The sequence below is a fragment of the Deltaproteobacteria bacterium genome, assembly GCA_009929795.1.
In the GTDB taxonomy this organism is placed as follows: domain Bacteria; phylum Desulfobacterota; class Desulfovibrionia; order Desulfovibrionales; family Desulfomicrobiaceae; genus RZZR01.
This window is the reverse complement of record RZZR01000194.1, coordinates 1-3,844: the sequence shown is the minus strand read 5'-3', so window position 1 is coordinate 3,844 and position 3,844 is coordinate 1. Positions and strand designations below refer to the sequence as shown.

General features: G+C 59.2%; 3 protein-coding genes. All 3 read left to right on the top strand.

Translation table 11 applies throughout. The features are described from left to right. The coding region (locus EOM25_12930; protein NCC26078.1) for a DUF3313 family protein at positions 1 to 180 on the top strand (180 nt) is incomplete at its 5' end. A gap of 11 nt (positions 181 to 191) precedes the next feature. Then, positions 192 to 2,105, top strand: coding sequence for a DUF229 domain-containing protein (locus tag EOM25_12925; GenBank protein ID NCC26077.1), 1,914 nt, complete (start codon positions 192 to 194; stop codon positions 2,103 to 2,105). A gap of 132 nt (positions 2,106 to 2,237) precedes the next feature. Beyond that, the coding region (locus EOM25_12920; GenBank protein ID NCC26076.1) for a hypothetical protein at positions 2,238 to 3,844 on the top strand (1,607 nt) is incomplete at its 3' end.

The window sequence follows — 3,844 nt, the reverse complement described above, 5'->3', positions numbered from 1 at the left end:
ACCAAGGTCGAAGTCATGGCCCTGGACTCCATGACCAACGAAGTCATCGCCGCGGCCCAGGATGAGAAAAAGGCCGAGTTCGAGGATCGTTTCAGCAAATGGGGCAGCACGGAGGAGGCCTTCAGCTATTGGGCTGAGCGCATCAAACACCTCCTCGACCTCGTCCACGGCAAGAAATAAGGAGTGATCCAATGAAGCTGACCAGACGCGAGTTCATCGAAAAATCGGCCCAGATCTCGGCCGTGGCCATGATGGCCGGCATGGCCACGACCACGGGCTGCACGGGAAGCAGCGACGACACGTCCCGGCCCAACATCCTGCTCCTCATGACCGACCAGCAGCAGATGCCCCCTGCGGGCTACAAGCCCAACGAGGGCCTGCTTGACGGCATGAAGGAGATTCTGGGCTTTCGGCCCTTGTCCGCGGGCAACCCCTACACCAATTTCTTTCCCGGCTTCATGCGCCTGCGGCAGAACGCGGTCATCATGCGGACCCACTACACGGCCTCCTCGGCCTGCGTGCCCAGTCGGACCTGCATCATGACCGGGTCCTACACCACCGGGGTGACCCAGACCGACGGCCTGTTCAAATCGGCTGAAACCGTGAATTGGCTGGATCCGGAAGGACCGCCGACCATTGGCGACTGGATGCGCGCTTGCGGGTATTCCACCCATTATTTCGGCAAATGGCATGTCTCCGACCCCAAGGCCCCGGACTATCTGGAGCCCTGGGGCTTTGCCGACTGGGAGAAATCCTCCCCCGAGCCCCATGGATCGGATCCCTACAATCTGGGAGTGTATCGTGACGTGGGCTTCGTGGAGAGCGTGGAGGAGTTCCTGGGCGGCGAGGGCAAAACCTCGAGCCGTCCGTGGTTTGCCGTGGGCTCCCTGGTCAATCCTCATGACGTGGGGGCTTGGCCGGTGTCCTGGCAGAAGCCCCAGGATCAGGGCGTGGTTCCCTGGACCAAGTATCCGCCGCCGCCGCCCAATCCCATCCAAGGGCAGGCCAGTCTCCCCAATCCCGACTCGCTCACTGTGCCCCTGAACCCGGACGGATTCCCCCAAGACAACTGCACCCTGCCCTCGACCTACGATGAAACCCTGGCCGACAAGCCCCGTTGTCAGAAGGACTATTCCCTCAAATACGGCCTGGCCTTCGATGCTGTGTACAACTACAACAAGCTGCCTTCGCCCTATCCTTTTCAAATGCAGGGGGACGAGGCCCGGGACTGGTCCCTGGCCTTCGATCAGTTCTATTTCTACTGCATGTACCTGGCCGATCTCCAACTGAGAAAGATGCTTCAGACCCTGGACGAGAATGGACTGACCGGCAATACGATCATCATTTTTCTCTCCGACCACGGAGAGATGGGCGGAGCCCACGGAGGCATGATTCAGAAGTGGCACAACGCCTACGAGGAGGCCATCCACGTGCCCATGGTCGTGTCCTCGCCCCTGGTCAATCCCGAGGCCGGTTCCATGCGCGATATCGTCCAGCCCACGAGTTCCATTGATTTCGCGCCCACGGTCCTCGGTCTGGCCGGGTTCGATCAGACGAGCATCCGCCTGGGCCTGGAAAAAATCCTCGGCCGGGTCGTGCAGCCCTTTGTGGGTGCCGATCTGTCCGCCCATATCAAGGGCGAGACAAGTGAGCCGATTTGCGGCCCGGACGGGAGCCCGAGGCCCGGGGTCCTCTTTGCCACCAGCGATGCAATTACCGAAATCGGCCCTGATCCCGATCCGGAAACCCAGGAAAAATACGATATGTTTCTGGACAACGTGAAGAAAGCCAAGGCCGAGGGGTATGTGGAAGAAGAAGGCCCGGTGCTTCAACCGAACAACGTGGCCGCTCTATGCACCGGAGACTGGAAGATTGCCCGCTACGCGGATCCGAACGGAGTGAAGTCAGATGAATGGGAGCTCTACTGCCTGAACACGGATCCGGTTGAGAGAAAAAATCTTTTGGACTACCGAACGGGACATGTGCTTCCGGACGCGTCAGTGGACGGCATGTCCCATGCGGAACTGGTGGCCAAGGCCGCCTGGCTTCAGACCGAGCTGGACAAACAGCAGGGACAGCTCCTTGGCGGTTCATGGCCGACATAACCTGAAACCCCGGCATCCAAAGGAGACAGACAGCATCATATCATCACAGAATACATGACATTTTTTGAATCAAGATCGGAGTGTTTGAACCGGCCCGGAAATGTGTTTGCGTGCTACCACAGGAGGTAGGCCATGAGCGTATTGCCGTACGTTGAGAAAAAAAGATTCGTTGCCTGGATTGCCGCCACGATCATGTTGCCTTTGCTTTTCATGGCCTCATGCAGTTCCGACGATTCGGACGATTCGACTAAAAAGGCCAAGCCCAACCCCTATCTGGCTGCCGAATTGTACGCCATCACCCATTTCGATTCCTCTCAGAGCGACTCGACCCCTTATGGGCCTGAGCGGTCCATTTCCCAGGTCAAGCTGGAGGACAAGCCCATGGTCTATGGCGGACCGGTGAACATCATCACCCTGGCCTCCACGGACAAGAACTCCATGTGGGCCGCGGGTAGCGACCGGGTGAGCTATGTGCAGACCGGCTCCGGCTCGTTCGAGGTCCAGGCGGTCTTTCAGGCCTTGGCCAATGCCACGGACAACGCTTTTCCGGTCATTGCCGACGAGGATATGCTGGCCTTTGCCCAGTCCTCGGCCAAGGGTATGACTGTCGATCAGATGGACGCGGAACTGAAAACGATGATGGGCGCGAATTACGCCCTCAGATTCGGAAACGGCATCTATTCGGTCGTGGACAAGGACAACCTGCTGTACGCCAACTATGGGAATGCATTGTGCGTGTTCACCTTGATCGACCCGGCCAATCCTTCGGCCGGCATCACGCTAAAGCGTATCTTGAAAGACGTCATCAACGCCATCCAGGGCCAGGACCCGGCTCCACCGGCCAATGCCAGGATCACAAGTGTCTGCATGACCTACGATGGGTATCTAATCCTGGGCTTCAGCAATGGCGTGGGCATCATCAACCGGGAGCTTGAGACTACAAGCGCCAAGTTCTACCGTTTTGCCGACAACGAGTTTTGCAGTAATTCCATTGCCGTGGACGAAAAGAATGGGATCTACGTGGCCAGTGACCGGGTCATGCGCAAGCTTGTCTGGACAGGCTCCTCGATTTCGGATTCCGCGGCCGATGGGGCTTGGTCCAGTCCCTACGACACGTCCACTCAACCGCCGATCATCAAGGTCGGGATCGGCACCGGTTCCACGCCCACACTCATGGGCTTCGGGGACAATGAAGACAGACTGGTGGTCATCACCGACGGGGCCCAGAGGATGAAGCTTGTGGCCTTCTGGAGGGACGACATTCCCGAAGGATTCGAGCAGAAGCCCGGCACGGCCTCGCGGCGGATCGCCGACCAGATCCAGGTGACCTGCGGATTCACGGACCTGCCGGATTGGATCCAGTCCGAGCAATCGGTCGTGGTTTCCGGCCGGGGGGCCTTCGTGGTCAACAACATCCCCCAGGTCGTCAGCCCGGAGTTGCAGAACCAGAACAAGATCCTTCAGGTCAGCCTCATGGGCCCGGCCTATCCGACCAGCTATGGGGCCGAACGCTTCGAATGGGACAGGGATGCCGATGCATGGCGCTCCGTATGGGCCCGCTCCGATGTATCCTCCACGAGCATGGTCCCCATCCACAGCGAATCGGCCGGCCTGGCCTTGGTCAACGGCTACACGGACCAGGATGGCTGGGAAGTAACCGGGCTTGATTGGGAGAGCGGCCAGACTGCGTACCGGGCCATTTTCGGCCAGGAGAACTTCGGAAACGGGGCCTACGCCAT